This is a genomic window from Amycolatopsis thermophila (genome assembly GCF_030814215.1).
GTDB classification, from domain to species: domain Bacteria; phylum Actinomycetota; class Actinomycetes; order Mycobacteriales; family Pseudonocardiaceae; genus Amycolatopsis_E; species Amycolatopsis_E thermophila.
The window spans coordinates 652,544-677,813 of record NZ_JAUSUT010000001.1 but is presented as its reverse complement, the minus strand read 5'-3'; the positions used below and the strand labels follow the sequence as shown (position 1 = coordinate 677,813).

Here is a 25,270-nt window from a genome sequence, read left to right as displayed (position 1 = left end):
GGTCCGCGCGCGCGTCGTAGGGTGGAGCCATGTCCCACCGCGCTCCGTTGACCCCTGGCGTCCAGACGCCGCGCCGCCCCGTGCCCGCCAGCATCCCGCGTCCCGAATACGTGGACAAGCCGGCGCCGAAGCGGGACAACGGCAACGGGGTCCGCACGCCGGAGGTCATCGAGGCCATGCGCGTGGCGAGCCGGATCGCCGCGCAGGCGCTGGAGGAGGGCGGCAAAGCCGTCAAGCCCGGCAACACCACCGACGACGTCGACAAGGTGGTGCACGAGTTCCTGCTCGACCACCACGCCTACCCCTCGACGCTGGGTTACCGCGGCTTCCCGAAGTCGTGCTGCACGTCGCTGAACGAGGTCATCTGCCACGGCATCCCGGACTCGACGGTGATCGAGGACGGCGACATCTGCAACATCGACGTGACGGCCTTCATCGGCGGTGTGCACGGCGACACGAACGCGACGTTCTGCGCGGGTGACGTGTCGGAGGAGGTGCGGCTGCTGGTGGAGCGCACCCACGAGGCGACGATGCGGGCGATCAAGGCCGTGCGCCCCGGACGGCAGCTGAACGTGATCGGCCGCGTGATCGAGTCCTACGCGAAGCGGTTCGGCTACGGCGTGGTGCGCGACTTCACCGGCCACGGCGTCGGCCCGTCCTTCCACACGGCGCCGACGGTGCTGCACTACGAGGACCCGTCCGTGACGACGGTCATCGAGGAGGGCATGACCTTCACGATCGAGCCGATGATCACCCTGGGCTCGATCGACTACGACATCTGGGACGACGACTGGACCGTCACCACCAAGGACAAGAGCTGGACCGCCCAGTTCGAGCACACGCTGGTGGTGACCGCCGACGGCGCGGAGATCCTGACGCTGCCCTGACGTGCCCGCGGCGGGTCAGGTCTCGTCGATGAGGTCGTCCAGGAAGCCCGCAGCCTCGGCCATGGCTCGCTCGGTGTCGCGGGCCTCGATCGCCTCCAGCAGGCCGCGGTGGCCGATCGCCTCGGTCTCCGGCAGGCGGGTGTCCGTCGTGGCCGCGACGCTCGCCGTCACGGCCTCCAGGATCCCGCGGTAGAGCTCGGTCAGCAGGGCGTTGTGCGCGGCCCGGACGACCGCCAGGTGGAACTCGGTGTCCGCCCGCACGTAGGTCGCCAGATCCTCGTCGCGGTAGGCCGCGTCGCGCCGGTCCAGCAGTTCCCTGATCGTCGCCACCTCTTCGTCGGTGCGAACGGTCGCCGCCAGGCGCGCCGCCTCCACCTCGAGCGCCCGGCGCACGCCCAGCACCTCGCGCAGCTCCGACCCGCACAACCGGCGGATCGCGCCGGACACCTCGCTCGTGGCGCGCACGTACGTGCCGTCGCCCTGGCGGACTTCGAGCAGACCGCCGTGCGCGAGCGCGCGTACGGCCTCGCGCACGGTGTTGCGCCCGACGCCGAGGCTCTCGGCGAGCGCCGCCTCAGTGGGTATCCGCTGCCCGATCGGCCATTCGCCCTCCGCGATGGCGTCCCTGAGCTGTCCGATCACCTGGTCGACGAGGCCGGTCCGGCGAGTGGTGGCAAGTGGCACCGGATAGTCCCTTCACCCGATCATCCTATGTTTGTCATACTAGCCTGTGTGACGGTCAATGATGAGGCATCGGTGCAGGAAAAGACGCGAACCCCCGCGCCCCGCGTGCTCATCGGCACCGGGCTGCTCGGTGCGGCGGTCCTGCTGGCGGCGCTGAACCTGCGCCCGGCGGTGACCAGCGTCGGCTCGGTGCTCGACGAGATGCGCGACACGCTGGGCGCGTCCGCGACGTGGGCCGGGGCGCTGACCACGGTTCCGGGCCTGTGCTTCGCGTTCGCCGGCCTGACCGCGCCGGTCGTCGCGCGGCGGCTGGGCGTCGCGGCGGCGGTGGGAGTCGCGCTCGCCCTGCTCTCCGGTGGCCTGGTGCTGCGGGTGCTCGACGGCCAGCTGGTCGTGCTCGGCGGCACGCTCATCGGGACCGCCGGGATCGCGCTCGCCAACGTCCTGATCCCGGTCGTGGTCAAGGAGTCGTTCGCGACGCGGATCGGGCTGATGACCGGTCTGTACACCGGTGCGCTGCAGGCCGGGGGTGCGCTCGGGTCGGCGCTGACGCCGCCGCTGGACAGCGCGTTCGGCGGCTGGCGCCCGGGGCTCGGCAGCTGGGCGCTGCTCTCCGTGCTGGCGCTCGTGCTGTGGCTGTCCGCCGCACGCACCCGCCCCGGCTCGGTGACGTCGGCTCAGAACGCGACCGAGGGCCGTTCGCTGTTCCGCAGCCCGCTGGCGTGGATCGTGACGGTCTTCTTCGGCATGCAGGCCTGTCTCGCCTACATCGTGATGGGCTGGTTGCCGCAGGTGCTGATGGACGCCGGCGTCAGCCGGGGCGACGCGGGCCTGCTGCTCGGCCTGGTGTCGCTGCTGGGCCTGCCGGTGAGCCTGATCGTGCCACCGCTGGCCGCGAAGAGCGGGAGCCAGAGCGGGTGGATCCTGCTGCTCGGCGTGTTCGGGATCGCCGGTGTGACCGGGCTGATGGTCGCGCCGGGGGCCGCGCCGCTGCTGTGGTCGATCTTCCTGGGGATCGGGATGGCCGTGTTCTCGCTGGCGCTGACGACGATCGCGTTGCGGGCCCGCACGGGCGCGGACACGGCGAAGCTGTCCGCCATGGCGCAGGGGATCGGCTACCTGCTCGCCGCGGTGGGCCCGTTCCTGTTCGGATTCCTGCACGACGTGACCGGCGGGTGGACCGTGCCGTTCGCGATGCTGCTCGCGGTGGTGGTCGGGCAGATGGTGTTCGGCTTCTTCGCGGGCCGGCCACGCTACGTCTGACCGCGACGGCGGCTTGCCGTACCGGGGAGTCCGCCGCGGCCACGCCGGGCTCCCCACAGCGGCCCGGCGGCGCGCGTGCAGCGGACCGCGCCGCTCGTCACAGTGGCAGGTTGAGCAGCGCGTTCTCGATCAGCTCGGGCATCGCCGGGTGGATCCAGTACTGCCCGCGCGCCATGGACTTCGCGTCGAGGCCGAAGCTCATCGCCTGGATCAGCGGCTGGATGACGGTCGAGGCCTGCGGTCCGATGATGTGCGCGCCGATCAGCTGCCCGGTGTCCGGGTCGGCCAGCAGCTTCGCGAACCCGCTGGTGTCCTCCATCGCCCAGCCGTAGGCGATCCCCGCGTAGTCCTGTGTGGACGAAACGTACGTCACGCCCCGCGAGCGCGCCTCCTGCTCGGTCAGCCCGACCGAGGCGATCTGCGGCGACGTGAACACCGCGTGCGGCACGAACCGGTGGTCGGCCGTCATCGGGGAGTCGGGGTTCAGCAGGTTGTGCTGCACCACGCGCGCCTCGTGGTTGGCGACGTGCTTCAGCTCGTACGGCGAGGAGATGTCGCCCAGCGCGTAGATGCCCTCGACCGCCGTCTCCTGGTGGTCGTCGACGATCACGTGCCCGTCCTCGGTCGTCGTCACGCCCGTCGCGGCCACGTCGAGCAGATCGGAGTTCGGCCGGCGCCCGATCGCGAGCAGCAGCTCGTCCGCCTCCACGGTCTCGGCGCCCTGTGGCCCCTCCAGCTCCAGCGCGACACCCGCACCCGACGGACGCACGCGCACGGCCTTGCGGTTGAGCCGGACGTCGAACCGCTGCACGGCCAGCTCGGTGAACCGCTTGCTGATGTCGGAGTCCTCGCTCCGCAGGAGCGCGCCGGAGCGGGCGACCAGCGTGACCTCGACGCCGAACGACGTGAAGACGTGCGCGAACTCGGCGGCGATGAACCCGCTGCCGACGATGACCAGCCGCGACGGCAGCGTCTCGAGCCGCATCACGGTGTCGGACGTGTGGTAGCCGACGTCCTCGAGCCCCGGCAGGTCGGGCACCACCGGACGGCCGCCTGCGGCGAGCACGAACCGGTCCGCGGTGACGACCTCGTCCGGCCGCCCGTCCGGGAACGAGACGGTCAGTTCCTTGCGCCCGGTGAACCGGCCCTGGCCCTCGTACACCGTGACGTTGGCGTTGTCCTCGTGGCCGATCCGGTACTCGCGACCGCCCTCGGCGATCGGGTCGATCCGGCCGAAGATCCGGTCGCGGACGTCCGGCCAGCGCACCTCGTCCAGCGTCTCGTCGATGCCGAACCGGCTCGAGACCGACGGCGTCGCGGCGACGTCGGCGGCGTGCACGAACATCTTGGTCGGGATGCAGCCGACGTTGAGGCAGGTGCCGCCGAACACGCCCTTCTCGACGATCGCCGTCTTCCATCCGGCGAACCGGGGATCGAGGATCGAGTTCCCCGAGCCGGTTCCGACGATCACCAGGTCGTAGTGGGGCACGTGACCAACCTCCAGCAGCTGCGCGTTCACGTCGTCCAACCGGCCCGAACCGGCGATTTGTTCCCGTCCTACCCGCCGGTGGCGGTGAAGTGCATCCGGTCCGTGGGTTCCCGCCAGGCGCCGCCCCAGTCCCAGCCGACCGCGGCGAACGCACGCACGGTCGCGTCCCCGGCCTCGACCATCCCCGGCCGCACCCACGAGCGGTCCAGGTACGCGGACGACAGTTCGGGCAGCACCAGGTCGCCCTTGGTGTAGGGGTTGCAGAACGGGTTCAGGTCGATCGCCAGGCCGTAGGCGTGCGCCGACCAGTTCGTCTGGCCGCGGACCGGGCGGCACACGAACGCGCTGGTGTTGTTGCCGTCCCCGGTCGGCGGCGCGTCCAGCTCGGCGGGCGAGGTGATCCGCATTTCCTCGATCGGGAACCGCGCGGCGAACAGCTGCCCGAACACCCGCGTCACGTCCTGCGCCACCGAGGCGTTGAGCAGCATCTCGCCGGTGTGCGCCTTGCCGTCGAAGCCCCAGAACGACATCGTCACGTAACGCAGGTCCGACGCGGCGACCGGGCACGCGGACTGCCACGTGCTGCGGGCGAGCACGTCCCGCGGGACGGCGCCGACGGCCGAGGCGTACCGGCCGTCCGGGGGCGGCGGGAGGAAGTCCGGCGTCGGCAGACTGCGGTTGCGCAGCGCCTCCGGCGTCGGCCGGACCTGCCCGAACCCGTCGGCCCGGCGCGGCAGCGGGGTCGCGCCGACGGTCCAGGCCGGGGGAGCGGTGGTGGTCGTGGACGGCGGCGGCGCGGTCGTCGTGGTCACCGGCGGCGCCGCCGGGGAGGGTGCGGGCGGTGCCGGCTCGGACGGGGCGTTGCACGCCACGAGCCCGAGCGCCAGCAGGAGCGCCACGATTCCTCGCACGCCTGTCAGTCTCCCAGAATCGAGACCACCCGATTCAGTGACACCGGTTCCGGCAACTTGTCGACTACTGTATGTGCGGCAATCTCACGCCCCGGAGTCGTTCGTCGAACGATCGGGTGTGCGCAGGGGGATCACTGAGCTTTCGAAGGGAGCGCGCGCATGGCGAAGCACCGTCGACGCGACCGCCGATTCCGTTTTGCGCTGGCGGCCGTCATCGCCGCCGCCGCGTCCGTGCCGGTGGTCGCCGCGGCCATGCCGTCCACGAGTGCGCGCCCGGACATCGTCGGCGGCACCGAGGCGTCCGTCCGCGACTACCCGTACGCGGTGTTCCTGACCGACAAGAGCGGCAACCAGTTCTGCGGCGGCGTCATCGTCAGCCCGACCGCGGTGGCCACGGCGGCGCACTGCGCGAAGGCGGTGGCGCGGACGGATCTGCGGGTGGTCGCGGGCCGCCAGGACAAGCGCACGAACGACGGCAAGGTCGTGTCCGTGCGCGACGTGTGGATCCCGTCGTCCTTCTCCGACCCGGGCAAGGGCGATGACGTCGCGGTGCTGAAGCTGTCGCAGAGCCTGCCCTACCGCACGGTGAACCTGCCGGGAGACGACTCGCTGTACGCCGAGGGCACGAAGGCCACGGTGCTCGGCTGGGGCCGCACCGCCGACGGCGGCGCGCGCTCGGACGTGCTGCGCAGCGCGGTCGTGCCGGTCGTCAGTGACGACGGCTGCCGGTCCAGCTACTCCAACTACGACTCCCGCTCGATGGTGTGCGCCGGCTACCCGCAGGGCGAGATCGACGCGTGCCAGGGCGACTCCGGCGGCCCGCTCGTGGTCGGCGACACGCTCATCGGGATCGTGTCGTGGGGCGACGGCTGCGCCCGCCCCGGCAAACCGGGCGTCTACACCCGCGTGATCACCTACGCCGACGAGATTCGGAGCGAAGCGGACCCGTCGCGCCGCGTGTTCTGGTAGTCAGGACTGCGTGAACCCCGAGAGAGGCGTCCGCGGACCGGACCTGACCACGCAGCAGTTGTACGACATCCTCCAGCTCCGGGTGGAGGTGTTCGTCGTGGAGCAGACCTGCCCGTACCCCGAGCTGGACGGCCGTGACCTGCTCCCGACCACCCGCCACTTCTGGATCGACGGGCCGGACGGCATCGAGTCGTACCTGCGGGTCCTCGCCGAGGACGACGGGGTCCAGCGCATCGGCCGGGTGGTCACCGCCAAGAGCGCCCGCGGCCGTGGCCTGGCAGCGCGGCTGATGACCGCGGCGCTGATCTCGGTCGGCGACGCGGACAGCGTGCTCGACGCGCAGACCTACGCGCGGGGTTTCTACGAGAAGTTCGGCTACGTCGCCGAGGGCGACGAGTTCGACGAGGACGGCATCCCGCACATCACGATGCGGCGCCGGCTGGCGCCGATTCGCTGATCACCTTCACCGCGGTGTCCACATCGGACTCCGTGAGGTCGGCCCGGACGGTCAGGCGCAACCGCGACACGCCGTCCGGGACCGACGGCGGGCGGGAACACCCGACGCGCACGCCCTGTTCGGCGCAGCGGGCCGCCCACTCCACAGCGGACTCGGCGGAGGGCGCCCGCACGGACAGCACCGCGGCCTCCGGTGTGCTCACCCGGAGCCCGGCCGCCCGCAGCTGAGTGGACAGCGTCACCGCGTTGGTGACGACCTTCTCCGGCAGGCCGGGCTCGGACTTGAGAACGCCGAGCGCGGCCAGCGCCGCGGCCGCGCTGGCCGGGGCGAGCGCGGTGTCGAAGATGAAGCTGCGAGCCGTCTCGGCGAGGTGCCGGATCACCCGGCGCGGCCCGAGGACGGCGCCGCCCTGCGCGCCCAGCGACTTCGACAGCGTGATCGTGGTGACCACGTCCGGCGCACCGGCCAGGCCGGCGGCGTGCACGGCACCGCGGCCGCCGTCGCCGAGCACGCCGAACCCGTGCGCGTCGTCGACCAGCAACGCCGCGCCGTGCTCGCGGCACACCCGGGACAGCTCCGCCAGCGGGGCCAGGTCGCCGTCCACCGAGAACACCGAGTCGGTGACGACCAGGGCCCGCGGCTTGCGTCGGGTCGCGAGGGCGTGCTTGATCGCCGCCGGTTCGCAGTGGTTGATCGCGGCGACGTCGGTGCGGGACAGGCGGCAACCCTCGACCAGCGAGGTGTGGATGTACTTGTCGCTGACGATCGCCGACTCGGCGCCGGACAGCGCGGTGACGGCACCGAGGTTGGCCGTGAAGCCCGAGGAGAACACCAGGGCGGCCTGCGCGCCGCAGAAGCGGGCCAGCTCGTATTCGAGTTCGGCGTGCAGCTCCGTGGACCCGGTGACCAGCCGGGACCCGGTCGCGCCCGCACCCCAGCGGAGCGCGGCGGCCGCGGCGGCACCGGCGACGCGCTTGTCGCGGGCCAGGCCGAGGTAGTCGTTCCCGGCGAGATCCAGTTCCGTCGAGGAGGCCCCCCGGGGGCGCAGCCGGCTGGTCAGCCCGGCCGCGGCGCGCTTCTCGGCCGCGGTGTCGAGCCAGTCGAAAACCTGCTCTGGGGACGGGGAAGCCGGTACGTTCACGTCACGCAGTGTCGCACCGAGCCGGTGCTGAGCAGTGGAGGGGCCATGACGGATACGAGACCGGAGCCGATGCCGGAGGACTGGAACCGGGCGCTGGCGGTCGTGGCGCATCCCGACGACCTCGAGTACGGCGCGGCCGGTGCCATCGCCCGCTGGACCCGCCAGGGGAAGTCCGTGGTCTACGTCCTCGCCTCGCGCGGCGAGGCCGGGATCGACAGCATGCCGCCCGAGGAGGCCGGGCCGCTGCGGACGCAGGAGCAGCTCGCGAGCGCGCGTGTCGTCGGCGTCGAGCAGGTCGAGTTCCTCGACCACCCGGACGGGCTGATCGAGAACGGGGTCCCCCTGCGGCGCGACATCGCGGCGGCGATCCGGCGGCACCGGCCCGAGCTCGTGGTGACGCTCAACCACCGCGAGAGCTTCCCCGGCGGCGGGTTCAACATGGCCGATCACCGGCACGTCGGCGCGGCGGTCCTCGACGCGGTTCGCGACGCGGCGAATCGCTGGCTGTTCCCCGACCTGGGCCTCGAACCGTGGAGCGGTGTGCGCTGGGTGGCCGTGAGCGGTTCACCCCGGCCGACGCACGGCGTGGACATCACCGACACCTTCGACGCGGCCGTCGCCTCGCTGAGCGAGCACAAGGCGTACCTGGCCGCGCTGGACGGCGACATGGCCGAGCCGGAGCCGTTCCTGCGGCAGTTCGCCTCGACGGCGGGCGAGTTGTTCGGCGTGCCGCTCGCCTGCACTTTCGAGCTGTTCCCGCAGCGGTAGGACCGGCCCGGTCCACGTCGCGGCCCGATGCCGCCCGGCACGGGCCCGCGGGTCACGGGTGGCGGAGCCGGTAGGTCACGTGTGTGACGAGCGAGGTGGTGCGCGACGAGACCGGCTCGAGGTCCAGGTCGGACACGGTCGCGAAGAGCCGCTCACCGGCGCCGAGCAGCACCGGGGCGATGTGCAGCCGCAGCTCGTCGATCAGCCCGGCGTTGAGGAACTGGTCCACCGTCGAGGCGCCGCCGGCGACCGACACCGTCTTCTCGCCGGCCGCGGCGCGCGCCTGCGCCATCGCCGACTCGATCCCGTCGGTCACGAAGTGGAAGGTCGTGCCGCCCGCCATCTCGATCGGCTCGTGCGGGAAGTGGGTCAGCACGAACACCGGCGCGTGGTACGGCGGCTCCTCGCCCCACCAGCCGCGCCAGTCCTCGTCCCATTCGCCGCGGACGGGCCCGAACATGTTGCGCCCCATGATGTAGGCGCCGTGCCCGAGGATGGCGTCCACCTCGGCCTGGTTCTCCTCCTCGGCTTCGAACATCCACCTGTGCAGCCGTTCGGCCCCTTCGCCGAGCGGGTTCTCCCGGCTCTGCCGGGGACCGGCCAGGTAGCCGTCGATCGAGATGCCGAGGTCGCTGGACACCGTGGTCATCGTCGTTCCCCTATCTGGTTGCGAGTTGCAATCGGTTTCCGGGAACTGTACTGCTTCCGAGACCGGTTGTAAACTGCAATCGGAAGGAGAAGCGATGACGGAGGAACGCCGGTCGGGGTGCCCGATCAACCTGTCGGTCGAGGTGCTGGGTGATCGGTGGTCGCTGGTGGTGATCCGGGACATGATGTTCGGCAACCGCCGCCACTTCCGGGAGCTGCTGCAGAACTCGGACGAGGGGATCGCGTCGAACATCCTCGCGTCGCGCCTGCAGCGGCTCACCGAGCTGGGGCTCGTGTCGCGCGCCCCGGACCCCACCCACAAGCAGAAGGTGATCTACAGCCTGACCGAGCCGGCGATCCAGCTCGTGCCGGTCATGGCCGCGCTCGGCGCGTGGGGGCGACGTCACCTGCCCGTGACGCGCGAGCTGGCCGTGCGGGCGGAGCTGCTGGAGCGCGGCGGCCAGCCGCTGTGGGACGAGTTCATGGACGAGCTGCGCGAGCAGCACCTGGGCATCCCGCGCCCGGACGGCCGCGAATCGGTCTTCGCGCGGCTGCGCAGCGCCTACGAAGCCGCCCTCGAGGAACAGAGCGCATGAGAAAACCGCCGCGACCCTGGCGTGGGTCGCGGCGGTTCTCCGTTCAGACTCGATCAGCTCGCGGACGGTGTGCTGCGTCGCGGGCCGCGGCCCGGACGCCCCTGCCGGTACCCGCCGGCGTGCCCGCGGTCGCGGTCACCGTGGCCGTAGCCACCGCTGCGGCGCGGACGCTGCGGCCCGCCGAACCCACGCGAGCCGCCGGCCCGGCGCGGGACGGTGTCGCGGGGGCGGTCGACGACCGGGACACCGCTCGGCTCGCGGGAGCCGGTGATGTCCGCCATCTTCGGGTCACCGGGGCGGACCACCAGGTTGTCGGCGCGCACGCCGGCCTTGTCGGTCATCCGGCGGACCGTGCGGCGCTGGTCCGGCGTGATCAGCGTGACCACGACGCCCGACGCCCCGGCGCGCGCGGTGCGGCCGGCTCGGTGCAGGTAGTCCTTGTGGTCGGCAGCCGGGTCGACGTGCAGCACCAGGCTGACGTCGTCGACGTGGATGCCACGCGCGGCGACGTCCGTGGCGACCAGCACCGTGGTGTGGCCGTCGCGGAAGTCCTGCAGGACCCGGTTGCGCTGGCCCTGCGACTTGCCGCCGTGCAGCGCGCCCGCCCGCACACCCCGCTCACGCAGCCGGTCGGTCAACCGGTCCACGTGGTGCTTGGTGCGCACGAACATGATCGTGCGGCCCTCGCGGGCGCCGATCTCGGTGATCACCGACTGCTTCTCCTGGCGCGAGACCTGGAACACGTAGTGGTCCATCGTGTCGACGCTGGCGGTGGCCGGCGCGACCGAGTGCTCGACCGGGTCGTGCAGGTAGCGGTTGACCAGCTGCCCGACGTCGCCGTCCAGCGTCGCCGAGAACAGCAGCCGCTGGCCGTCGCGCGGGGTCAGGTCCAGGATCTCCCGGACCTGGGGCAGGAAGCCCATGTCGGCCATCTGGTCGGCCTCGTCGATCGCGACGAAGTCGACCTCGCTCAGGTCGGCGGTGCCCTGCCGGACGTGGTCCGACAGGCGACCCGGCGTGGCGATCAGCAGGTCGACGCCGCGGTGCAGCGCGTCGGCCTGCCGGGGGAAGGCCATCCCGCCGACGGCGGTCCGGCACCACAGGCCCAGCGCGCGGGCCAGCGGGGTGAGCGCGTCGCTGACCTGGAGGGCCAGCTCACGCGTGGGAACGAGGACCAGGCTGCGGGGTTTCCGCGACCGGGCCTTGCCGCCGTCGAGGCGGGCCAGCAGGGCCAGCCCGAAGGCGAGGGTCTTCCCGGACCCGGTCTGCGCCCGGCCGAGCACGTCGCGCCCCGCGAGCGCGTCCGGCAGGGTCGCCGACTGGATCGGGAAGGGTGCGTCGAGGCCGGCCTTGCGCAACGCCCCGAGCAGGGGCTCGGGCAGGTTCAGGTCGGCAAACGACTGCACGGTGGAAGTGGACTCAAGGGTGATGCTCACGCACTGCCTCTCGGACGTGGTGGTACGTCGCAAGGGAGGCCCGGTGTGCCTGCGCGCAGGCAGGCGGAAGACAAGTTCGGCGGGCTTTCACAAGGACGAACCCGGCGCGGCTGCGCCATCGGTGGTGTGTCCGCGTTCCAGGAAGGGGGCGACCCGAATTCACGTCGCCCGGTTGCGGACTGTGATCAGAATACCCGAAGACCGTCCGGGACCTCACGTCAGCCCCGCCCGCTTCCGCAGGTCGGATGCCAGGTCATCGGCTCCGACCTGCAGTCCCCGTGCGGCGAACCACCCGGAGATGTTGTGGACGTCACGGCTGAGGTACTCCGCTCCCCTCGGATTGGCCACCACATCGACCACCTGCGGCAGGTCGATCAGCACGATCCGGCCGTCGTGGACGAGGATGTTGTAGGCGGACAGGTCTCCGTGCGCGAGCCCCTCGGACGCCAGCACGTCGAGCGCACCGAGCGTCTGGAACCACAGGTCCTGCAGTTCGTCGGGCTCGGGGCGCAGCTGCGCCAGCCGCGGTGCCGCCGTGCCGTCGGCGTCGCCGACGAACTCCAGCAGCAGTTCGGTGCCGTCCCGCTGCACCGGGTAGGGCACCGGCACCCCGATCGTCCACAACCGACTGAGCGCGGCGAACTCGGCGACCGCCCACTGCTCGGCGATGAGGTTGCGGCCGAACGAGGTCCGCTGCGCCATCGCCCGGTTCTCCCGTGACCGGCGCATGCGCCTGCCCTCGAGGTACCCGGAGTCGCGGTGGAACTGACGGTGCTCGCTAGAGCGGTAACGCTTCGCGGCGAGCAGGCATTCCCGGCTGCCGTCCGGCAGGCCGCGGCGCAGCAGGTGCACCTCGGCCTCCTTGCCGGTCTTGAGGACACCGAGCTCGGTGTCCACGGCGGCCAGTTCGGTGATCACCCACGCCGGGTGCGGGCGCGGGCCGTGCTCGGCGCTGTCCCAGGTCGAATAGCGGTCGGCGCCGCCGGGGATCTCCGGTTCGGCGTAGGAGTCGTCGCGCAGCCGGGCGAGCCGTTCCCGTTCGTCCGGGGTGAGGCGGCCGCTGCGGACGGGGTTGATGTCGTCGTCGAACCGCGGGCGGCGACGGCGTGAGCGTGGCGTGAAGTCTTCGGAATCGTGCTGGCGCACTGGTGGGTCTCCAGGGATGAGTGCCCCACCGGCGCGGGATCAGGCGGGCGGGGCGGGTGGCTGGGCGAGGAGGGCACGGCCCAGGACAACGACGGACACGACGCACCTCCTTCACTTCCCACCGGGCCCAGCGCACCGGCACTCGGGTGATCGTGCCCGTGACGGTGGTGTGGCCGCAACCGAATAACGGGCAGACTGGCGGGCATGCGTGTTCTCGTGATCGGCTCCGGGATCGCCGGGGCGAGTGCGGCCCACCAGCTCGCCCGGCGCGGCGCGGACGTCGTCGTAGTCGACGAGGACCGTCCGGGCGTGGCCACCGCCGCGGGCGCCGGCATCGTGTGCCCGTGGACGAGCCGGCGGGGTGACGACGAATACCGCTTCGCCGCGGCCGCCGCCGCGTACTACCCGGACCTGGTGGCGCAGCTGGCCGAGGACGGCGCCGCGAACACCTCGTTCGAGGTGGTCGGTGGGATGATCGTCTCGGCCGACGAGACCGAACTGGACGAGGAGTACCGGCGCGTCGGCGACCGGGTCGCCGGTGAGCCCGCCGCGGGACGGGTCGAGCGGCTCGACCAGGCGCAGGCCCGTGAGCTGTTCCCCGCGCTCGCCCCCGGCCTGGCCGCCGTGCACGTCTCCGGCGGCGGCCGGGTCGACGGACGGCGCATGCGGCAGGCCCTGCTGGACGCGGCGGTCCGGCGCGGCGCCCGGATCGTCCAGGGGCGGGCCGCGCTGACCCCGCGCGGCCTGCGGATCGGCGACGAGGAGCTGGCCGGCGACCGGGTCGTCGTCGCGGCCGGCGCCTGGACCGGGGAGCTGCTGCCCGCCGTCCCGGTGGCGCCGCAACGCGGTCAGATCAGCCACTTCGAACTACCCGGTACCGACACCGCGCGATGGCCCGTCGTGCTGCCGGTGTCCAGCCACTACCTGCTGGCCTTCCCCGGCTCGCGGGTCGTCGCGGGCGCGACGCGGGAGACCGGCTCGGGGTTCGACCACCGGGTCACCGCCGCCGGCCAGCGGGAGGTGCTGGACCACGCCCTGACCGTCGCGCCCGGCCTGGCCGAGGCGACGCTGCTGGAGACGCGGGTCGGGTTCCGGCCCGCCTCGCCGGACGGCCTGCCGCTGCTCGGCCCGCTCGAGGACCGGCCGGACGTGCTGATCGCCACCGGCTTCGGCCACGGTGGCCTGACCGCGGCGCCGTTCGCCGGTCGCCTGATCGCGTGCCTCGCGCTCGGCGAAGAGATCACGGTCGACCTCGAGCCCTACCGGCCGGAGCGGTTCACCGGTCGGTGATCAGCTCCAGCTCCTGCTCGCCGACGCGGTCGAGCGTGATCCCGGCCTTCTCGGCGGCGTCGATCAAGCCCTCCACAGTGGAGGGTTCGCGCGACGCGGTCGCCAGCGCCGCCGCGAGCTTTCCCTTGTAGGCCTTGTTGAAGTGGCTCACGGTCCGGCCGCTCGCCGTGACCACCCGCACGGTGATCGCATGCGGGACGCGGGCCAGCGCGGCGTAGGCGCCCGACCGCAGGTCGACGATCAGGCCGTCCACTTCGGCCAGTGCGGGTTCGGCCACCGGACGCCACAGCGAGCGCAACGAGCCCAGCGCGGGCAGGGACGTGCCGCCGGAGAGCCGGTAGGCCGGGATGCGGTCGTCGCCGCGGGCGATGCCGAACAACGCGGAGGCGACGGCGAGGCGGCGGTCCGCCTTGGCCCGCGCGGCCTTGCGCATCCCGCCGTAGTCCAGCGCGTCGTAGAGGACGCCGGTGTAGCGCTCCAGTGCGGGCAGGGTCGGGGAGGTCCAGAGCGCGGCGTTGCGCGCGACCTCGTCCTCCTGGCGCCGCGACAGCCCGAGCACGTCCAGGCTCCCCGGGACGTCGGCGGCGAGGTCGACCAGCGCGTCGGCGATCTTGCGCCGCAGGGGGTTCAGCTCCGGGAACGACAGCTCGTCCAGATCCAGCGGTGGACCGTCGCCACCGGCAGCCTTGGTTTCCGAAGGGGGGAGCAACACCAGCACGGCCAGCAGGGTAACCCGGCCGTGCCCGGAGGGCCGGTCAGCCCACGGTCAGCCGACGGTCAGCGCTGCTCGCGAAGCTCGGGTCATCCGAGACGAGGAGGCACACATGAGCAGGACCGTTCTCATTTCCGGCGCGAGCATCGCCGGCCCGTCGGTGGCCTACTGGCTGAACCGCCTGGGGTGGTCGACGACGGTGGTGGAGCGGGCGCCCGCGCTGCGCGAGGGTGGGCAGGCGGTGGACTTCCGCGGCGAGCAGATGCGGGTGCTGCGTCTGATGGGGTTGCTGGAGGAGATCCGCGCGCACCAGACGTCGATGGGGGAGCAGCACATCCTGGACGAGTCCGGGACACGGGTGGCGAGCCTGCCGGCGTCGATGATCAGCGGCGAGGTCGAGATCCAGCGCGGCGATCTGAGCCGGGTGCTGTACGAGGCGACGAGGGCGGACACCGAGTACGTGTTCGGGGACTGGATCACGTCGCTGACCGAGACGGCGGCCGGCGTGGAGGTCACGTTCGCCCACGGCGCGCCGCGGACCGTGGACCTGGTGATCGGTGCCGACGGGCTGCACTCGGGGGTGCGGGCGCTCGCGTTCGGGCCGGAGTCGCGGTTCCGCACGGAGATGGGGTACGCGTTCGCCGGGTTCACCGCGCCGAACCACCTGCGGCTGGACCACACCGGGTTGATCTACAACGTGCCGGGGCGGGGCGTGACGTTGTCCGCGCAGGACCCGGACGGCCCGGCGAGCGCTGGTCTGGTGTTCCCGCTGGAGGGGCGGCGCTTCGAGCGCAAGGACGAGGTCCAGCTGAAGCGGACGATCGCGGAGGTCTACGCCAGGGTCGGCTGGGAGGTGCCGCGGCTGGTCGCCGCACTGGCCGACGCGGACGACCTGTACTTCGACGAGCTGGCGCACGTCTACCTGCCCGCGTACACGCGCGGACGGGTCGCCCTGGTCGGCGACGCGGGCTGGGGCGTGGGCCCGGGCGGCGGTGGCACGGGCCTGGCGATGATGGCGGCGTACGTGCTGGCCGGTGAGCTGGCCGCGGCGGGCGGGGACCACGCGGTGGCGTTCGGCCGGTACGAGGCGGAGGTCCGCCCCGCCGCCGAGGCGGGTGCCAAGCAGGCGAAGGGCACGGGCCCGTTCCTGGCGCCGCGCACCGCGCGGGGACTGTGGTTGCGCAACCAGTCGCACCGCATGCTGACGACGCGGGTGTTCTCGGGCGTGTTCGACCGGATGACCCTGAAGGCGGCGAACGCGCTGAAGGTGAAGGACTACGGCATCTGAGGCCCTGCCGGGGGTCCTGGCAGCGGGCTGGCCACCTGCGGCCACCGCACAGCCGGCGGCGTTCCGCGGGCCGCTTGCCGGGGTGCGGCGGGCGCGGCGCGTGCCGCATTGCGCGCGTGCGGTAGCTCGGGCATCGTGACTCGGGCGCTTTCGTCGCTGCTGTGCTCGCGGTGTCTGGGTTGTTTGTGGGGCGGGTGTGGCGCGGTGCGCGTGCGGTACCCGGGCGCAGCGGCCTGGTGTTCTCGTCGCTGCCGCGCGTGCCGTGCTCCGCGGTGGCTGGGTTGTTTGTGTGGCGGGTGTGGCGCGGTGCGGGTGCGGTACCTGGGCAACGCGACTTGGGCGCTCTCGTCGCTGCTGTGCTACCGGTGCCCGGGTTGCTTGTGCGGCAGGTGTCGCACAGTGTGCGGCGTTACCCCGGCGACGCGGCCTGGATGCTCTCGTCGCTGCCGCGCGTGCCGTGCTCCGCGGTGGCTGGGTTGTTTGTGCGGCTGGTGTGGCGCGGTGCGGGTGCGGTACCTGGGCAACGCGACTTGGGCGCTCTCGTCGTGCCACGCCTGCCCGTGCTCGCGGTGCCCGGGTTGCTTGTGCGGCAGGTGTCGCCCGGTGCGCGTGCGGTACCCCGGGCGCAGCGGCCTGGTGTTCTCGTCGCGGCCGCGCGTGCCGTGCTCGCGGTGTCTGGGTTGTTTGTGCGGCAGGTGTCGCAATGTGCGTGCGTTACCCCGGCGACGCGGCCTGGATGTTCTCGTCGCTGCCGCGCGTGTCGTGCTCCGCGGTGTCTGGGTTGCTTGTGGGGCGGGTGTCGCCCGGTGTGCGTGCGGTACCGGGCGCAGAGGCCTGGGTGTTCTCGTCGCTGCCGCGCGTGTCGTGTTCGCGGTGTCTGGGTTGCTTGTGCGGCGCGTGCCGCATTGCGCGCGTGCGGTAGCCCGGCCCCCGTGACTCGGGCGCTCTCGTCGCTGCCACGCTCGCGGCGCCGGGAACTCCTGCCACGCTGCCCCGGCTACGCCTCCCGCGGTGCACGCAGGCGCGCGATGATCTCCTCGGCGGGCATCGCCGCGCCGTGGTCGTACGCGTCGGCGAACGCGTCGGCGCCGAGGAGCTTCTGGCAGCCGGCCGCGACGCCCGCCACGTCCTGGTCACCCGGATGGGCCGTGCCGCGCAGCGCGACCGCCATCCCGAGCAGCTCGGCGGCCTCCCCGGGCTCGCCGTCGAGCAGCGTCACCCCCGCCAGCCCCTCGACGGCGTCCGCGACGTTCGTCCGGAAGTGCTGTGCCAATGTCACGTCCAGCGCCTGCCGGTGCTGCGTCCGCGCGCGCGTCAGGTCGCCCTCGGCCTCCGCGAGACGTCCCAGCCCCGTCAGGATCTGGGCGCCCGCGGCCTCGCTCTGCCAGTCCGCTCCCAGCGCGCCCAGCGCGCGCTCGTAGTGCGCCCGCGCCTCCGCGAGGTCACCCCGCCGCCGCGCCAGCTCGCCGAACCCGCGGTCCGCGTGAGCGAGCACCGTCCGGGCGCCCGCCCGCCGGGCCAGATCCGCCGCACGACGGTACCCGGCCTCGGCGTCGGTCAGGTCGCCGTCGCGCAGCAGCCGGTCGGCCCGCCGGTACCACAGTTCGGCCAGCTCCTCCGTCGCGTTGAGCTGTTTGAGCAGTTCGATCGCCTCGTCGAGCAGCGCGAGCGAGGTGGCCCGGTCGCCCCGCAGGTCGGCGGCCGCTGCCAGCCCGTCCAGCACCTGGGCGACGCCCCACCGGTCGCCGAGCTCCCGGAACAGCTCGAGCGACCGGACGAACGCCTCCTCAGCCGCAGCCGGCTCTCCGTTGTAGAGGCGGAGGTAGCTCATCGAGAAGTACCCCAGCGCCTGGAACCACGGGTCGCCGTCGAACATCGCCCGTTCCAGGTCGCTCGGCTCGTGCGCCGGGTCCGGCGGGCCGGCGAACAGCGCCCAGTACACGAGCAGGTAGGGCTGGCGCAGCGGCCACGTCAGCGAAGCCATGATCGACTCGACCCGCCGCAGGTGCCCGGCCAGGCCCGGCGGGTTGGCCGGCGCGGCGTTGAGCACGCACAGCGCGTACTCCTCCGCCAGGTCGTCGGGCGGTTCCGGCGGCAGTTTCGCCAGCAACCGGGCGGCGACCGGCCCGATCTCGCTGCGCACCCCCTGCATCCGCCAGTACGACGAGAGCGCCCCGACGAGCCGCAGCGCCAGCCGGGTGTCCGCGTCGACCGCCCAGCGCAACGCGGCGTTCAGGTTCGCCCGCTCGGCGGACAGCCGCGCGAGCCAGTCGACCTGCTCGGCGCGGCGCAGGAACGAGTCCGCGGTCCGGGCCAAGGTGAGGAAGTACTCGGCGTGTGCCCGGTCCAGCCTGTCCCGTTCGCCGGATTCGTCGAGCCGTTGCGCGCTGAACGCCCGGATCGTCTCCAGCATGCGGTACCGCCCCCCGGAGTACTCGACGAGCGACTTGTCGACAAGGTTGTCGAGCAGGTCCTCGGCGTCCGGTTCGGACAGTCCGCACACGCGCGCGACCGCCTCGGCGGTGGCACCGCCGGCGAAGACGGCCAGCCGCCGGGCCAGGTCCTGTTCGTCCGGGTCGAGGAGGTCCCAGCTCCACTCCACGACGGCGTGCAGCGTCTGGTGCCGGGGCGCCGCGGTGCGGCTGCCTTTGGACAACAGGCGGAACCGGTCGTCGAGGCGGGCTTCGAGCTGGTCCAGCGACAGGGTCCGCAGCCGCGCCGCGGCCAGCTCGATGGCCAGGGGCATCCCGTCGAGTGCGGTGCAGATCCGGAGCACGCGCTGGACCGCGTCGTCGTCGAGCCGGAAATCCGCTCGCGCGGCGGCGGCGCGGTCGGCGAACAACCGCACCGAGGGGTAGGTCGTGGCATCCGCGGAGCCGGTGCCGGGCGGGGGGAGCGCCAGGGGCGGGACGGGGCACAGCGCTTCGCCGGTGATGCCCAGCGGCTCGCGGCTGGTGGCGAGCACCCGCAGGCCGGGGCAGGACGCCAGCAAGCGGTGGACGAGCTTCGCGGCGTCGGCGATGACGTGCTCGCAGTTGTCGAAGATCAGCAGCATCCGCCGGCCGGTGAGCGCCACCTCGATCCGGCCGACCGGGTCCGGGGACGCGCCCGGGGAGGCGAACAGGGCGGTCTCCCGCAGGCCGAGCGCGGTGAGCACGGCCTGAGCGACGTCGCCGCCGCTCGTGACGGGGGAGAGGTCGACGAAGCAGGCCTCGCCTTGCTGGCGGGCGCCGGTCTCGATGGACAGCCGGGTCTTCCCCGCGCCACCCGGGCCGGCGAGTGTGACCAGCCGGTTGCTGTCGAGAAGGGCCGCGATCCGCGCCAGTTCGGGTTCGCGGCCGATGAAGCTGGTGAGCTGGCCGGGCAGGCGCGGCGGTTCGGGGGGCGCCTCGGCGCGCAGCACCGTGAGGTGGGCGGCGGCGAGTTCGGGGGACGGGTCGGCGCCGAGTTCGTCGGCGAGTGTGCGGCGGGCGTCTTCGAAGACGGTGAGCGCTTCGGCTTGGCGGCCGTTGGCGGCGAGTGCGCGCATGAGCAGCACGCGCAGCCGTTCGCGGAGTGGGTGGGCAGCGCACAGGTCGGTGAGCTCGCCGATGATCGCGCGGGATTCGCCGAGGGCGAGGTCGGCTTCGGCGCGGTCCTCGATGGCTGTGGTGCGCAGTTCGTCCAGGCGGACGGCGTGCGCCTCCGCGAAGGGTGCTTCGCGCACGTCGGCCAGTGCCGGGCCGCGCCAGAGGGCGAGGGCGTCGCGCAGGAGTTTCGCGGCGCGGGCGTGCTCGTTCCGGTCGAGGGCGTCCCGGCCGTCGCGGGCGAGCCGCGTGAACCGGTGGACGTCGACGTGGTCGGGTTCGATCGCGAGCCGGTAGCCGGCGGGGTTGGATTCGATGCGGGCCTCGTCGCCCAGTTTGCGGCGGAGCCGGGACACCTGGGCCTGCAGCGCGTTGGCCGCGTCGCCGGGTGGCTGGTCGCCGTAGAGGCCGTCGATGAGGCGTTCGGTGCCGACGACGCGACCGGCGTCGAGCAGCAGGAGGGCGAGGAGGGACCGGGGCCGCGGCCCGCCGAGGGGCACCGGGTTCCCGGCCGCGGACCGCGCCTCGACGGGACCCAGGATGGCGAACCACACGCTGCCGATTGTGGCGCATGGGGCCCCGGACGGGGTGAGGCTGTGCCGCGGTTCGAGGGCCGCTGCTTTACTTCAGGTATGGAACCTGGGCCGCTGACGATTTCCTACGCCGTGGCTTCCGACGTCGGGCAGCGACGCGAAGCGAACGAGGACTCGGTGTTCACGAGTCCCCGTCTGCTCGCCGTTGCCGACGGGATGGGTGGTCATGTGGCCGGTGAGGTCGCCAGCTCGGGCGCGATCGCGGCCGTCGCCGCGCTGGACGAGCGGCTGGCGGCCGAGTCCGGCAAGCCCGACGTGGAGGCGCTGGCCGCCGCGGTGTCCGACGCCGGGCGGCGGTTGCGCGCGCTGGTCGAAGAGGACAGCGGGCTGCAGGGCATGGGGACCACGCTGACCGTGCTGGCGTGGGACGGCGCGTCGTTCGCGGTGGCGCACGTCGGTGATTCGCGTGCCTACCGGCTCCGGGACGGCGAGCTGGTGCAGGTGACGCGGGACCACACTGTGGTCCAGGAGCTGGTGGACCAGGGGCGGATCTCCCCGGAGCTGGCGGGGAGCCACCCCCAGCGGTCGGTGCTGACGCGTGCCCTGCAGGGCGCCGGCGAGCCCGAGCCGGACCTCTTCGTGCTGGATGCCCAGCCCGGCGACCGGTACCTGATCTGCTCGGACGGGCTGTCGGACGTGGTGCCGCCCCCGGCGCTGACGGAGGTCCTGGCGACCGTGGCGGAGCCGCAGGCGGCCGTGCAGCGGCTGGTGGAGCTGGCCAACGCCGGCGGCGGCCCGGACAACATCAGCTGCGTCGTAGTGGACGTCAGGCAGGGCTGACGCCCCGGCACTCGCCCCCGGTGCTGCGCGGCGCGCGCCGCGCCAGGTGCGCGGCGAAGTTGCCGCAGTGTGCGCGGCAAGCTGCGCCGCGTGGCGTGGGGCGGCGTGCCGCGTGGCATAGGGCGGTGCGCCGCGACGATCGGCAGGAAGGTATGCCGCCACATGTGTGGCGAGCGAGGCGAGGTGCGCCGCGGCGAAGTTGCCGCATCGTGCGGCGCAGCGGCAAGGCTGCCGCATCGTGCGCGTGAAGGTGCGCCGCGTGGCGTGGGGCGGTGCGCCGCGACGATCGGCAGGCAGGTATGGCGCCACATGTGTGGCGAGCGTGGCGAGGTGCGCCGCAACGTATGCGGCGCGGCTGTCGCACCGTGCGCGGCAAGGTGCGCCGGGAGCGCCGCAAGGAGTGCTGCGAGGCCTGCTGGCAGGCGGCGGCCTCACCTCCCGCCGAACGGCCCGTCCGGCCGAGCTCGCGCCGTTCTGCCCCCGCACTCCGCCATCAGGCGGGAACCACGCTCACACGACGGTTCTCGACGGTTCGCGATGCGGACCTCGATAGGCGAGCCGGGCTCGACTTCCGTCTAGGCGGGCCGCGGCAGCAGCCCGGGGACCCGCGACAGAAGTTCGACCAGGGCGCCGAACGGCATCACCCGCATCACGGGTCGCGGTGATGGTTCCACCATCGCCCTGCTGCGCGAGGAAAGCGCGCCACACCTCACGTGAAACCTGGTGCTGGGACACCGGATCACCCCTTTCGGGTCGTCCCAAACGGGAGAGCGCGGGAGGTGGCCGGCCGCGGGCCCGCCGGGTGATTACCGCGCCGCCGGGAGTCCTGTCGGTGCCCGGCACCAGGCCGACCCGGCAGTCACGACGCCGAAGCCAGCAGCTCACAGTTCGATGCCCAATCCTCCTTCCTGTCGTAGGGTTTTGTCATGATCGCCGCCGACCCGGACCGCCTCTGCCCACGACCGCAGCTCGTCCGCTCGGAGTGGTTCGAGCTGGACGGCGAGTGGGGTTTCGCCTTCGACGACGACGATCGCGGCCTCGCCGGCCAGTGGTTCACCAAGCCGGACGCCTTCGATCGCACCATCACCGTCCCGTACCCACCGGAGTCGGAACTCTCCGGCGTGCACGAGCCCGGACCACACGGTGTGGTCTGGTACCGGCGCGAGGTCGACACCCCGCCGATCCCGCCCGGCCACCGCCTGATCCTCCACTTCGCCGCGGTCGACTACGCGGCTTCCGTGTGGGTCAACGGAATCCACCTGGGCAGCCACACCGGTGGACAGACACCGTTCTCCTTCGACATCACGCAGGCACTGGGGGCCGACGGTCCACAGGTGATCGTCCTGCGGGCCGAGGACCGCGCGGACGAGGGCACCCAGCCCCGGGGCAAACAGGACTGGCACCGCGAGCCGCACGACATCTGGTACCACCGTACCACCGGGATCTGGCAACCGGTCTGGGCGGAGGTCGTGCCTGCCCTGCACCTCCGCGAACTGCACTGGACGACCGACATCGCCCGGGCATCCGTCGTCTGCGAGGGCGAATTCTCCGTCGCACCAGGTGAAGCGGTCACCGTCCGCGTGGTGTTGCGCCTCGGCGACGAAATCCTCGCCGAGCAATCGGTGCGTGTCGACCGGCGCCGGTTCCGGTTCGATGTTGCGGTGCCCGCGCTGCGACACGGACCGGACCGTTCCCGGCTGCTGTGGTCCCCGGAGCACCCGGTGCTGGTGGACGCCGCCGTCGAACTGCACGCCGCCGAGGCGCCTTCCGATGTCGTGTCCAGCTACCTGGGCCTGCGCGAGGTCGGCGTGGCCGATGGTCGCTTCCTCCTCAATCACGTCCCGTACTACCCGCGCATGGTGCTCGAGCAGGGCTACTGGCCGCAGTCACACCTCGCCGCCCCCGATGCTGTCGCGTTGCGCCACGAAGTCGAACTCGCCAAGGAACTGGGCTTCACCGGCGTGCGCGTGCACCAGAAGGCCGAGGATCCGCGGTTCCTCTTCTGGTGCGACCGGCTCGGCCTCCTGGTCTGGGGCGAGACCGCGAACGCCTACGAGTTCGCACCCGAAGCCGTCGAACGGCTCACCTGGGAATGGCTGGAGATCCTGCGCCGGGACCGCAGCCACCCCAGCATCGTCACCTGGGTGCCGGTCAACGAAAGCTGGGGCGTGCCCGACATCGCCACCGAGCCCGCACAGGTTCACTTCGTCCGATCCCTGTACCACCTCACCAAGAGCATCGACCCCACGCGGCCCGTCATCGGCAACGACGGCTGGGAGATCCCGGAGGCCGACATCGTCGGGGTGCATGACTACGCGCCGACCGGGTCCGCTCTGTCCATTCGCTACGGTGACGCCGAGGCGCTGCACGGTACCCTGTCCACCGGCCGGCCAGGCGGCCGCCGCCTCCTGCTCGGCGACATCGACCCCCACGCCGAACCCGTCCGTCCGATCATGCTGACCGAGTTCGGCGGCCTTTCCCACGTGCCCGCCGAAGGCGAGAAGTGGTTCGGCTATTCGACGGTTGTCGATGACGACGACCTGGTGGCGCGCCTGGAGGAACTCGTCACCGCTGTCCTGACCTCACCCGCCCTCGCCGGCTTCTGCTACACGCAGCTGACCGATACCGAGCAGGAACGCAACGGCCTGCTCACCGCCGATCGCCGTCCGAAGGTCGACCCGGCACGCATCCGGGCCGTGCTCAGCCGTCCCGCCGCCGCCAACCCTCCGGAGGACCTCAACGCCTACCGGGACCGGAGTTGATCAGTCAGCCGCCCTCGCGCGACTGACTGACATCCGGCCGCGTCGACAGGCGGCTTGGGAGAACCCACGGGCGCGCCGTGTGCCTCGGCGCGCCCGTGGGCGGGAACCGCTGCGGGAAAGCGATTCCCGACCGCCGCCCGCCCGGACTCACGTGTCCCCAGGAGCGAGCGGACGCCGGTCTCGACTGTGGCGGGGCGATGTCAGTTGTTGTCCCAGATCTGGATCGCCCGCACGATGAACGGGGCGTGCGGTACGAACGTCCCGCCGCCGGGGTACGTCGTGAAGTCCCCCTCGGTGGAGCAGTCCTCGCCCTGGTACACGGTCACCTCGCGGTCCAGCCGGTTGACGAAAGACCGGGCATCGCCGCCGAGCGGGATGCACTCGCCGGGATTGGCCGTGCGGAGGTCGAGCATCTGCACCGTGCCCCCGTAGAAGTCTCCCGACCACGCGCAGAACTCGCCCTGCTCGCACCCGTTACCGGTCGGCGGAGTGGGTTCCGCCTCGGCGACACCTCCGGCCGCCAGCAGTCCCAGCGCGGCCAGGACGAGCGCCTTGGGCAGGTACGCGCGAGTTCTCCCGAGAATGCCGAACATCTCTGATCTCCCCTGTGAGTTTCCCTGTGGGGACCGCACTCCCGCGGTCCGGGTTCCACAATGGCCGCTCCGGGCGAGGCTGTCAGCAGGCATTTCTACTTCTGTGGATAAGTAGGTTCCGTTAACTCGATCGGGCGTGCGTGAACGGACTTGTCCACAGGTTCGCGAACACGTTCTTGCCGGACGCGTGAATTCTCTGCTATTTCGCGGGACCCGTGGAACCGCGCACCACGAGTTCGACGTCCAATGTGGTCGCCTTCGGCGCGCGCCGCCCGGCGAGCAACAGCAACGCCAGCTCGCCGGCCAGCTGTCCCTTGCGCACCAGGTCCTGCCGCACCGTGGTCAGCGGTGGGTCCGACCACGCGGCCGGTGGCGTGTCGTCGAATCCGACGATCGACAGGTCCTCCGGCACGCGCAGGCCGCGCTGCCGCGCCACGGCCAGGGCGGCGAGCGCGAGCTCGTCCGACATGCACAGCAGCGCGGTGGGTTCCCGGTCCAGCAGCCGGGCCGCGCCGGGCATCGCCGCCTCCCGCGACAGCCCGGAGACCTCCCAGATCGGCACCGCGTCCGGATCGATGCCCGCTCCGGCCAGCGTTTCCAGGTATCCCGCGAGCCGTTCCCGATTGTCGAGGAACCGGCTCTTCGCCGCTTCGCCGGCGGTCAAGGGGCCGCCCCGCGGCTCGGACAGGCATTGGGCGGACAGGATCGCGAACCGCCGGTGTCCGAGTTCCAGGAGGTGCCGGGCCGCGGCCGTCGCGCCACCGCGGTCGTCCGTCGACACCCGTGCCGCGCCGGGCACGATCGGCTGGTCGATCACCACCAGGGGCAGCCCGCGCTGCTTGACCGCCCGGAGCGCGGGGGCGTGGTCGGCCAGGGAGTACGCGACCGCGAGGTCGGCCTGTGCCGCCAGCACCCGGTCCGCCCGCGGCCCGCCGTCGTCGCCGCCCGGCAGGAGCAGAAGGGCATGCCCCTCGGGGTCGACGCGGCTCGCCAGCGCGTCGAGCGTGATCGACAGCGCCGGATCGGAAAAGGCCGCGGACAACCCGGTGTCGAGCATGAACGCGATCGCACCGGAGCGCTGTGTGGCGAGGCTGCGGGCGACGGGGTTCGGACCGGTGTAGCCGAGCTGTTTCGCGACCCGCAGGACCTCGTCCCGCAGCTCGGCGGAGAGCTGGTCGGGTCGGTTGTACGCGTTGGACACCGTTGCCCGGGAGACGCCCACCGCGCTGGCGACGTCGTCGAGCGTCGGTCGGCGCCGACGGGTACCGGTCATCGGCGCAGTCTAAACCGG

At 72.5% G+C, this 25,270-nt stretch carries 21 protein-coding genes; 10 read left to right on the top strand and 11 right to left on the bottom strand.

The window, feature by feature from the left end; translation table 11 throughout:
- Window positions 1-29: 29 nt before the first annotated feature.
- Complete coding sequence (gene map / locus FB470_RS03395) at window positions 30-887, top strand: type I methionyl aminopeptidase (protein WP_306988656.1); 858 nt, start codon at window positions 30-32, stop codon at window positions 885-887.
- A 15-nt stretch (window positions 888-902) separates the two neighbouring features.
- Here map and FB470_RS03390 read toward each other — a convergent pair whose 3' ends face one another.
- On the bottom strand, window positions 903-1,571 hold the full coding sequence (locus FB470_RS03390; RefSeq protein WP_306988654.1) for a FadR/GntR family transcriptional regulator: 669 nt from the start codon (window positions 1,569-1,571) through the stop codon (window positions 903-905).
- A gap of 27 nt (window positions 1,572-1,598) precedes the next feature.
- Here FB470_RS03390 and FB470_RS03385 point away from each other — a divergent pair, with 27 nt between their 5' ends.
- The gene (locus FB470_RS03385; RefSeq protein ID WP_370876442.1) at window positions 1,599-2,834 is read left to right on the top strand and encodes a CynX/NimT family MFS transporter; all 1,236 of its coding nucleotides are present in this window, start codon (window positions 1,599-1,601) and stop codon (window positions 2,832-2,834) included.
- A gap of 97 nt (window positions 2,835-2,931) precedes the next feature.
- Here the strand turns inward: FB470_RS03385 and FB470_RS03380 are convergent, their stop codons facing one another.
- Window positions 2,932-4,323 carry a mycothione reductase gene (locus tag FB470_RS03380; protein ID WP_306988650.1) on the bottom strand — a complete coding sequence of 464 codons (1,392 nt, stop codon included), beginning with the start codon at window positions 4,321-4,323 and terminating at the stop codon, window positions 2,932-2,934.
- 68 nt (window positions 4,324-4,391) lie between these two features.
- Window positions 4,392-5,222, bottom strand: a complete 831-nt coding sequence (locus FB470_RS03375) for a M15 family metallopeptidase (RefSeq protein ID WP_306999035.1) — start codon at window positions 5,220-5,222, stop codon at window positions 4,392-4,394.
- 171 nt (window positions 5,223-5,393) lie between these two features.
- On the opposite strand from FB470_RS03375, the gene FB470_RS03370 reads away from it, so the two are divergent.
- A complete protein-coding gene (locus FB470_RS03370; RefSeq protein WP_306988648.1) occupies window positions 5,394-6,203 on the top strand; it encodes a serine protease in 810 nt (269 codons plus the stop codon).
- A 10-nt stretch (window positions 6,204-6,213) separates the two neighbouring features.
- Complete coding sequence (locus tag FB470_RS03365; protein ID WP_306988646.1) at window positions 6,214-6,660, top strand: GNAT family N-acetyltransferase; 447 nt, start codon at window positions 6,214-6,216, stop codon at window positions 6,658-6,660.
- On the opposite strand, the gene FB470_RS03360 is transcribed toward FB470_RS03365, so the two are convergent.
- On the bottom strand, window positions 6,626-7,801 hold the full coding sequence (locus FB470_RS03360) for an 8-amino-7-oxononanoate synthase (RefSeq protein ID WP_306988644.1): 1,176 nt from the start codon (window positions 7,799-7,801) through the stop codon (window positions 6,626-6,628). The genes FB470_RS03365 and FB470_RS03360 overlap by 35 nt on opposite strands.
- Window positions 7,802-7,846: 45 nt before the next feature.
- On the opposite strand from FB470_RS03360, the gene FB470_RS03355 reads away from it, so the two are divergent.
- Window positions 7,847-8,569, top strand: a complete 723-nt coding sequence (locus FB470_RS03355) for a PIG-L deacetylase family protein (protein WP_306988642.1) — start codon at window positions 7,847-7,849, stop codon at window positions 8,567-8,569.
- A gap of 52 nt (window positions 8,570-8,621) precedes the next feature.
- On the opposite strand, the gene FB470_RS03350 is transcribed toward FB470_RS03355, so the two are convergent.
- On the bottom strand, window positions 8,622-9,218 hold the full coding sequence (locus FB470_RS03350; RefSeq protein ID WP_306988640.1) for a dihydrofolate reductase family protein: 597 nt from the start codon (window positions 9,216-9,218) through the stop codon (window positions 8,622-8,624).
- Window positions 9,219-9,312: 94 nt separating this feature from the next.
- Here FB470_RS03350 and FB470_RS03345 point away from each other — a divergent pair, with 94 nt between their 5' ends.
- Window positions 9,313-9,813: a winged helix-turn-helix transcriptional regulator gene (locus FB470_RS03345; RefSeq protein WP_306988638.1), complete on the top strand. Its 501-nt coding sequence runs from the start codon at window positions 9,313-9,315 to the stop codon at window positions 9,811-9,813.
- Window positions 9,814-9,866: 53 nt separating this feature from the next.
- Here the strand turns inward: FB470_RS03345 and FB470_RS03340 are convergent, their stop codons facing one another.
- Entirely contained in the window at window positions 9,867-11,249 is a 1,383-nt protein-coding gene (locus FB470_RS03340) for a DEAD/DEAH box helicase (protein ID WP_306988636.1), read from the bottom strand.
- Window positions 11,250-11,462: 213 nt separating this feature from the next.
- Window positions 11,463-12,395, bottom strand: coding sequence for a serine protein kinase RIO (locus FB470_RS03335; protein WP_306988634.1), 933 nt, complete (start codon window positions 12,393-12,395; stop codon window positions 11,463-11,465).
- Window positions 12,396-12,599: 204 nt separating this feature from the next.
- Here FB470_RS03335 and FB470_RS03330 point away from each other — a divergent pair, with 204 nt between their 5' ends.
- On the top strand, window positions 12,600-13,685 hold the full coding sequence (locus tag FB470_RS03330; RefSeq protein WP_306988632.1) for an NAD(P)/FAD-dependent oxidoreductase: 1,086 nt from the start codon (window positions 12,600-12,602) through the stop codon (window positions 13,683-13,685).
- Here FB470_RS03330 and yaaA read toward each other — a convergent pair.
- Window positions 13,672-14,403 carry a peroxide stress protein YaaA gene (yaaA, locus tag FB470_RS03325; protein WP_306988631.1) on the bottom strand — a complete coding sequence of 244 codons (732 nt, stop codon included), beginning with the start codon at window positions 14,401-14,403 and terminating at the stop codon, window positions 13,672-13,674. The genes FB470_RS03330 and yaaA overlap by 14 nt on opposite strands.
- Before the next feature lie 106 nt (window positions 14,404-14,509).
- Between yaaA and FB470_RS03320 the strand changes: the two genes are divergently transcribed.
- Window positions 14,510-15,685, top strand: coding sequence for an FAD-dependent monooxygenase (locus FB470_RS03320; RefSeq protein ID WP_306988629.1), 1,176 nt, complete (start codon window positions 14,510-14,512; stop codon window positions 15,683-15,685).
- A 997-nt stretch (window positions 15,686-16,682) separates the two neighbouring features.
- Here FB470_RS03320 and FB470_RS03315 read toward each other — a convergent pair.
- Window positions 16,683-19,805: a BTAD domain-containing putative transcriptional regulator gene (locus FB470_RS03315; RefSeq protein ID WP_306988628.1), complete on the bottom strand. Its 3,123-nt coding sequence runs from the start codon at window positions 19,803-19,805 to the stop codon at window positions 16,683-16,685.
- A 78-nt stretch (window positions 19,806-19,883) separates the two neighbouring features.
- On the opposite strand from FB470_RS03315, the gene FB470_RS03310 reads away from it, so the two are divergent.
- Together FB470_RS03310 and FB470_RS03305 are read left to right on the top strand one after the other, a co-directional pair.
- Window positions 19,884-20,624 (top strand): PP2C family protein-serine/threonine phosphatase, encoded by a 741-nt coding sequence (locus tag FB470_RS03310; protein WP_306988627.1) that lies wholly within the window; start codon window positions 19,884-19,886, stop codon window positions 20,622-20,624.
- 926 nt (window positions 20,625-21,550) lie between these two features.
- A complete protein-coding gene (locus FB470_RS03305; protein ID WP_306988625.1) occupies window positions 21,551-23,386 on the top strand; it encodes a glycoside hydrolase family 2 protein in 1,836 nt (611 codons plus the stop codon).
- 200 nt (window positions 23,387-23,586) lie between these two features.
- Here FB470_RS03305 and FB470_RS03300 read toward each other — a convergent pair whose 3' ends face one another.
- Window positions 23,587-23,979: a peptidase inhibitor family I36 protein gene (locus FB470_RS03300; RefSeq protein WP_306988623.1), complete on the bottom strand. Its 393-nt coding sequence runs from the start codon at window positions 23,977-23,979 to the stop codon at window positions 23,587-23,589.
- A gap of 199 nt (window positions 23,980-24,178) precedes the next feature.
- The gene (locus tag FB470_RS03295) at window positions 24,179-25,252 is read right to left on the bottom strand and encodes a LacI family DNA-binding transcriptional regulator (RefSeq protein WP_306988622.1); all 1,074 of its coding nucleotides are present in this window, start codon (window positions 25,250-25,252) and stop codon (window positions 24,179-24,181) included.
- Window positions 25,253-25,270 lie beyond the last annotated feature (18 nt).